This is a genomic window from Ruegeria sp. CDSA141, from assembly GCF_059612005.1.
Genome location: NZ_JBXWPT010000012.1, coordinates 120,218 through 127,819 on the forward strand (window position 1 = coordinate 120,218; position 7,602 = coordinate 127,819).

General features: G+C 55.3%; 3 protein-coding genes and 1 pseudogene. 1 reads left to right on the forward strand and 3 read right to left on the reverse strand.

Translation table 11 applies throughout. From position 1 onward, the window contains the following. Window positions 1–784: 784 nt before the first annotated feature. From AC2FLP_RS16515 to AC2FLP_RS16525, 3 genes and pseudogenes are all read right to left on the reverse strand, one after another. On the reverse strand, window positions 785–2,050 hold the full coding sequence (locus tag AC2FLP_RS16515; protein WP_496684905.1) for a hypothetical protein: 1,266 nt from the start codon (window positions 2,048–2,050) through the stop codon (window positions 785–787). After that, the gene (locus AC2FLP_RS16520; protein WP_496684903.1) at window positions 2,047–5,073 is read right to left on the reverse strand and encodes a hypothetical protein; all 3,027 of its coding nucleotides are present in this window, start codon (window positions 5,071–5,073) and stop codon (window positions 2,047–2,049) included. The genes AC2FLP_RS16515 and AC2FLP_RS16520 overlap by 4 nt, the downstream gene beginning before the upstream one ends. Before the next feature lie 1,305 nt (window positions 5,074–6,378). Then, window positions 6,379–6,948 (reverse strand): annotated as a pseudogene (locus AC2FLP_RS16525) (alpha/beta fold hydrolase). Window positions 6,949–7,156: 208 nt separating this feature from the next. Here AC2FLP_RS16525 and AC2FLP_RS16530 point away from each other — a divergent pair. Then, on the forward strand, window positions 7,157–7,570 hold the full coding sequence (locus AC2FLP_RS16530; RefSeq protein WP_496684902.1) for a L,D-transpeptidase scaffold domain-containing protein: 414 nt from the start codon (window positions 7,157–7,159) through the stop codon (window positions 7,568–7,570). Window positions 7,571–7,602 lie beyond the last annotated feature (32 nt).

Consider the following 7,602-nt stretch of genomic DNA (forward strand, 5'->3'; position numbering starts at 1 on the left):
ACACGGCCTTTGGAACGCTTCTCCTTAAAGCCGCCACCATCTGGTCCCAGTCCTTATCAACCAGTGTATTGAATTCCCATTGTGTAAGTTTGTGCTATTGACTGTCTCGGTTGCAGCGAAGGTTGGCTTCCACCCATTCTTTAGAAAAACAACGTGTTCTGGCGCAAAGAGTTACGGCGCAGACCGCGCCGACGCACTTGTTTTGGGGCCCGCGGGATTTGGACAAGCCAAACGCCCCTGGCCATCAGGGGTAAGACGCTGCCTTCCCCCTCGGGCCACCCTATTAGACAACACCGTGTCCTCGGCTGCGCCTGCGGGCCGCACCACCATTGTCGAATAGCATTGCCTCGCTCCCATCCGCGTTAGCCATGTGGCAGGTCAGCAGGAACAGGGGCCTTCGGCGTCTGATCTGCAAATCAGCCCCGGTATTCCCAAAAAGGAAGTCAAGATCAATGAAATCGGTCTAGGTGCTGGATGAAGGAAGTGAGGCGAAAATGGCAAGGTTCTGTCGCTGGTGGCAGAACTATGTGTCGCCTTACAGGGAAATGTGGAACGTTACTGATCTTTGACTCAATTTACGGCGAAAACCCCAATAAAGTTGTAAAATGCATCATTCATTTCTGACCCAAACGTCAAGCATTTCTTACCCAATCTGTATAGCGACCCTTCATCAACTCTGTGGCTAATGTCTCAATAGAGCCCACACCTTCCATTTTCTGCACATCATCGAATGACTTCTTTTTGCAGCTGAACTCTCAGAACCCGTCGGTTGCCAGACACCCTCTTAGCCATCGTAATATGTTGAGTTCCAATCCTCGTCAGACTCGCCGTCCGAGGGGTTCTTAAGCCCACCGCCGCTCACTTGGATCGCGGCGCCAATCCGTGGGATTCCTGCGTAGTCGCCCGCATATTTCGGTGGTTTCGGTGGTTTCGGTTTCTCGGCTGGTTGCGACGTGCTGGTCCCCTTGTCCTTGGATCTGCTCGACCTTTCCGATTTTAATTTCTCCCAGATCGGAAGGCTCACACCTGTCTTGAACTTATAATCATCCTGATCATTTTCACGTGCCACTTCCGGCCCAACTTCCAGGCTGACCGGGACTTTTCCCTCGATGTTGAAAAATTTCTCAAGGCGCAAAGCGATCACCTGGGGCAGATCAGACTCTGCGGCGTCCAGGATCTCCTGCCAGAACGGCGGCAATTCATACATCGCCCGGCACAGCGACAGCATGATCCCTCTCTTGATATCCGCGGGGCCGTAAAAAGCACCCTCAAATACGCTTTCTGTCCGCTCCCGAAAATTCGATTTGTGATTACCGTCACTGCGAAGCTCGGTAAAGGAATGTTTAAAAACAGCGCCGGTCACCACGGCGTTGTTGCTTGCTGCGTTTTCGGCCAGGACTTGGGTCCGGCGCATATAGGTGCAATCTCCTTCTCCTTCTCCTTCTCCAGCCAGGATCTCCACTACGCCGCCTCGCCCATAGGGGTAGAGCATGTCCCGCAGCGTGATCCAGCTGTCGTTCATCCATTCCGAGTTCACATTGGTTCTGACAACGAACTGATACTTGCCAAATCTGGTCTCCATAGCGCAGGTATGGGTCTCAACACGGAAGTAAACGAAAAGGGTATCCTGGCGTGCGCTAGCCTCACCAGAGCCAGTGTTGCCGTAGCTTGCAAAAATATTTTGTGCGCGGTTCTTAACCACCTCCCCCGACAGGATACGCCCAGACGCCATGATATTTCTGACGGTGGCTTCGTAGGAGGTGCCATGTTTCCAGTAGAAGTCAACCTTTTCAAACGCGGCTTCGAGCCGTTTGAACCCGGTTTTGAACCTCTCCTTCTCAGCCGCGTCCAGCGTGCTAATAAGACCTGTTTTCCAGTTCTCGAGACGCGTGACATTCGCTTTCGAAAGATCCTCATGAGAAATCGGTTCGTTGCGCTCCAGCCCGTAACTGTAAAGCTTATCCAGGCGGCGCAGCCCTACACTGTAAAGGGCGGACCCCTGTGATGAGTCATAGGCCATCTTCCCACTATACAAAGAGAAATCCGTCATGTCGGAAAGATCTCATCCTCGGTCTTTAGGTCGCGCAGCGACACGTCATTCATGAGTTGCGCGTTTTTCTTCATCCGGTTCCGGGCGGCAACGCTGACCGCGCTCAGATCAACCGAAATCATCGTACGCCCGCGTTGCGATGGATCGATCCGCGCACGGCTTTCTACTTTGCCAGCGATGACCAGAGCCCATTGGGCAGGTGACAAGGGCAAGGAAAGGCTCAGCACCAGGCTGCGACCATCCTGCGACAACAACACCCCGATGATCGAGTTGCCACCGACCACCCGCGCCTGCCCCGCAATGCGTGTGGCTTGCGCCAGCGACAGCTGCGCCTCGGACTGTTCGCGCTGGACCCGAGCGGCTCGCAAACGGATTTCCTGGGCGCGCATTTCTTCGGAATAAGGCTCTGTCGCGGGACGCGCGCCGACCATTGAGTCCATGTAGAGGCCTTCACTGGCCACCAGAAGATCGGCCGAACCTGCACCACCCACGGGCAAGGACGTGGTGTTCAGCGTGGCCGCGAGATCTTCGATCATCGCGATCCGGTCGCTAAGCGCGCTTGGCAGATCTGCGCCCAGCGCGCCGCCTTTTAACGGTGGCGCGTCAGGAGTCATCCCATCGCGCAGCTTCTGACGCGCCGCATACGCGAGGGCCCGCAGCTCCGGGGCCGCATCCACAGCTGCCGCGCTGGCCGCATCCTCGGGCAATACCTCTTCTTCCTCGCCGGGTGCGCTACCCAAGCGCGGTGTCTGAGTGCCCTCGTCAGGTGGCGTCAGATACTCCGCAGAGAGCTGCGCTAGGATCAGATCAAGAATGCTCGACAGATACGCCTCGATCCCGTGCGCGTTCATGTCAAAGGGCAGCGGCGCGGCGGCGACATCTTCCAGCAGCGCCCGGATCTCACCCAACCGGTAAGAGCGTTGCTCATAGAGACCACTGCCCGCGATCAGCTCCACGCCGGTGGTCACGGAGAAGCGCAAATCCTCCAAAAACAGCCCCGTCTCAAATCGGTTGTAAAGCCGGTTGAACACCAGATTGAGAGACCGACCCTCATTGATATTGGACAGTTGTATCACCGTGGTTTCGCTGTTTTGCGTGCTGATCTTGTGAGAGCTGTCCGTGGTAACAGTGGTCTTGGTGCGCTGATTGACGGAGGCGCTGGCCTTGCGGGCAATTTTGTTGAGGCTTTGGGTAAAGACCTTCAATGTGTTGGACGCCCCTGCTGCGTATTCCGAGCGGATAAAAGGCGGACCCGCCGTCTCCGACGTTCCACCGCTGGTGTTGCCCCAGACATTGAGCTCGTTGTCAAACTGGGTCATCTGCTCCATCTCAGTGGAGATATCAGTGCGGTTTTTCTTGGTTAATTCCGCCACCGAGGTGCGGGTTTCGCGGGTTGAGGTTTCTTCCTCATAGATCTGGGTCAACCGGATCTCGCGGTTTTCGCCGGGGGCCAAAGTGATGGTGCTCACCAACTCACCCAGCTCCGCACCTTTCCAGGCAAGCCGATACGAGAGCGCTTCGTTGACCGACAGGCGCGTCAGACCAGTGGGGAAGATCGCTGGCAGTGGATGGTGATACACATGCCAGGCGACGATGGGTTTTTCGACCGAAACAGATTGCTCATAGCCAGGGATCATGACGACCGCGCGACGGCGAAAATCTTCGTCTGCCGCGCAGCGCGCCATGATATCAGACAGAAACTGACCATCTTCGGTCTGATACCCTGCGGGTGTCTCGCGACAAACGAACACCTCCGCACCTTCACTTTCGAGCGCGAACCTCCGGGCGATCATCGGGTCAAAGCCGGTATCGACCGGGATGTAATCTGTCACAATCCGCGACTCGCGGCTGAACTTATACCGCTGTACGCGCTTCACTTTTGGCGTGCGGAACGGGTTTACCAACGTACGTAGCGTTTCGTCTACCAGGTTACCAGCACGCTCTAGAACGGTACGTTCTTCGCGAACAGTCCAGGACGCCTTGCGTCGCCTGGTGGTGTAAAGCTTGCCGTCTTCAGCGGTGATGGACGAGCCGTCAGGAACTTCTTCGGCAATGGCGGACGCATTGCCGATAAACAGCACATAGCCCATCGCGGCTGCATCTTCCTGCAGCTTACGCAATTGCTGATCAATGCGATAAGGCTCGAGCTTGGCTTCCAGATACAGCGGCTCGAACTGCGCTGCCTGATCGGGGTCTAGCAATAGCGTCGTATCGTCTAGTGAGCTGTCAAGTGCTGCTTCGGCGCGGGCAGATTTGGCATCAGCAAGTTCCTTGAGGATTTTCAGCTCGGCATAGCGTCGTTCAATGAACTGCGCCCGCATGTCGATTTCCTCATAGGTGGAGACAAGGCCTGCCAAATCGGCCTCGCTGCTGGCGAGAAGGTGCAGGGTGACAGCGCGCTTGCTCCAGAAGGTCTCGTAGCTGTCGACATCAGTGAACAGAACCGGTGCAGGCGCGGTTGGGCCAGTCCCGGTCGCGTCCTGAGCAGTGGCTTGCGGGATCGCCTTTGGTGCCGCCTCAATCAGATACATGCGCCCCGACGTGCCATGGCGCAGGAGGGAACCTTGTGTCACCGGGACCGCCTGCGACCCATCGTCGGCGGCGCGGTAAAAGACCTGAGGCGGGGTGTCCTCGGGATCCTCAGGCGGGGTCAGAACAAACGCCCATTTGTTTTCGAGCACCCGCGTGACGTCATCTTGCGTCACCTCGGCCATTGGCGTGCCGAACCAGGAGGACTCAAAGAATGTACGCAACGCCGCGCCCGAGGCTGGCAACTTCGGATCCTCCGCGATGGTGCCCAGCACCTGATCCCAGCGGATCGGAACATCTCGCAACCTGTCAAAGGACAAGGTCAGCGGTGCAGTGTCGAGCCCTGTGGGCAAAAACAGATCAAGTTTTCGCGACAGGATCTGGTTTTCAGTCGAGGCCTTTCCCAGCACATCGAGGCGTGTAGGAACAGGATCACCCGGCAGCACTGGTAGGCCCCCGAGCGATGTTTCGGGAGTTTCTGTCCTGTCGTTCATGGCAATCGCCTCTCTTTGAATCAAGCAAAGCACGCGGATACACCGCTCAGGGCCTTCAAAATTGGTCCAGCCTCTGGCCGACTATAGTCAGATATCTCGAACCAAAGGGAATAAATCTGGGCGCATGATTGCACCACCGTCCGGACCGCGAAGACGCATTATAGACGTACCGGCCTTCATCGCGCGTTTGGACGCGCAAATGCGAGGCTGCAAGATGCTGTAAACTTAGATTGCGGCAGCTACACGCTCCAAAAATTCTCTTATGGCCCGCATGGCCTCGTCGGACTTGTCTGGGACATACGAGAATGTTTTTACGGGAAGCTGCCATTGGCGCGTTCGCGGCGAAGGCTCAATTTGTCCGCATTGCGGTCTTCGTCGATCCGGATTTCGATCGGCGGGTTTCGCGACCGCCGCATGAATTGCGGCGTCATAACAAACCGCGTACGTCGCAGCATGGGTGTTATGTGAAGCGATCCCTGATTGTATCATCACCCACGCTGTCTCTCATCACTCCAACGACCTATATCATAGATTCCCTGTTTCTTCATACGACGTATGAAAGCAAGGTAGTTACCCGAAGCACAGTTCAGGCAAAAGGTCGACGAGCTAAGATGCCAACTAGGAATCGAAGACAGGGAGCACGGCTATATTTTTGTCGATGACCAGCCTTGCAACTACGCACCGTACAATATGATGCTATCGTCTTTATCCGATTACTTCGGTGCATCAAAACTGGCCATGGAATTAAGACTGAAGCGAATGGCTCTGGTAACAGATCATCGTACCAATAGCCGCCTATCGAAAACTGTTTCAAGCGGTGCTTAGTCAATATCCGTACTTGGTGAACTTCTGCAAAATCAGTGGTTTGAGCCCTGGTCCGCCATTCCCGATCCATCTGGATGCTGTGTGTTCAGTCGGCAGGTCCCAGCCCTAAGCCGACATTCAAATCCGAACTTTGCAATTCCAGTTGTGCGGACAGGAGCCGCCCGAAGATGGTGCAGCGAGATCAATGTCAGCTGTTCAGTCGAGAGGCGGCATCACTTGCGGCGCTGCGGCGCATCTTCCCCGAAACGGTGGTTGAAATAGCACAACCGGGTTGGAAAGAATAACTATCCTATGCGAGCGATTTCACTGTCCACCCGCTCGTGCAGGAGACGGTGGCCACCTTCAAATTGCGGACATTAGCATTCGGGCCAAGTCGTCAGGCCTATCGATCATCACGTGGTGCCCGAATAGCACCGAAATCACCGTCCACCCCGACTGATGCTGATATCGCTCGAAAAACGGTTGGCCAAGCCTTGGGACTCAGCCGGTGGCATAGATGTCGGTCCGCTTTAACACCTTGGTTTCGCCTCTCACCAGTTGCATCGGTTGCCCAAATGTCTTGTGTGGTTGCGCGACATTTCGGCGGTCCACCCACGCACAGTCTGCTCCATTCACTGAAAAAGCCTCCGCCGGGCCCGGCGCGACTTTGCCATCGACGGCACTATCACGAAGCCCTGCCGCGATATCCGCGGGCAAAACGTCCAAGGCCGCCTGCCCATCGCCCGGCACGAGCGCATCAAGGTACACAAGTGATCGAACGTGGTTGGGTGCTCTATCCGCCACTCCGGTGACAACCATGCCGCCATAGCTATGACCGCACAAAACAATGTCAGAGAGTTCTTCGCACCTGATTACCCCAAGGACATCCTAGATATGCATGGCCAGATCTGTTTCGTCACTCACTAGGTGAGCGCGTTCATCCAACCCTGTCAGTGCCGGGGTGAAAACGTCGTAGCCCTCCCTGCGCAGAAGGGCTGCTACGCGAGCCCAGCACCATCCCCCTTGCCACGCTCCGTGGACCAATACAAATGTCGCCAAAACTCGCCTCACTCCGTCGATACTGCAATGACAGTAGATTCACTAGGGCCGCTTCGTTCACAGCATCGTTTGAACTTGATCTCCTGCATATACACACTGCTCTCGAACCATCCAATCAAATGGCAATAAAAAAATCATAAACTACGATTTGATTATACATTATGTATGAGTATCCTCCCACATAGAGACAGCATATAGCGCGAAGCCGCAGGAGGTATTGGTGGGTCACGTTAAGTCGTTAGTCGCGATTTCGCTAACTGCATTGGCAATAATCTTCCCCAACCCAAGCGTCGCAAACGAGATCTCACAGCAGATTGCTGCTCTACTCGATGCAAAGTTGGGCGTGAGTAGCACGCTGCCTGACAGCAAGAGCTTGGATGCTGAAATCCTAGTGCCGCGTTTTTACGAAGAGAGGGACTTCACTCCTGCGTGGAAACGCGATGTATTGTCGGACGAACTCTTTGATGAGTTGGATAGAGCAATAGAACAGGGATTCAGACCAGATGACTTTGACTTAGCGGAGCTTCAAGCCGCATTTAAGGCCGCCCAAAGTGGGGATGTCTCTAATCAAGCATTGTTGGATATTCTGGTGTCCGTCGTCAGGGATTTTGGGACAGATGGCGGCGTGAGCTAAGAGAGGGTCTGGCTCATCTGGTTCATGTGATT

What these genes read in the sequence shown, in the direction of transcription:
- AC2FLP_RS16515 (WP_496684905.1), bottom strand. Translation starts at nt 2,050, where the DNA reads ATGACGGATTTCTCTTTGTATAGTGGGAAGATGGCCTATGACTCATCA.
- AC2FLP_RS16520 (WP_496684903.1), bottom strand. Translation starts at nt 5,073, where the DNA reads ATGAACGACAGGACAGAAACTCCCGAAACATCGCTCGGGGGCCTACCA.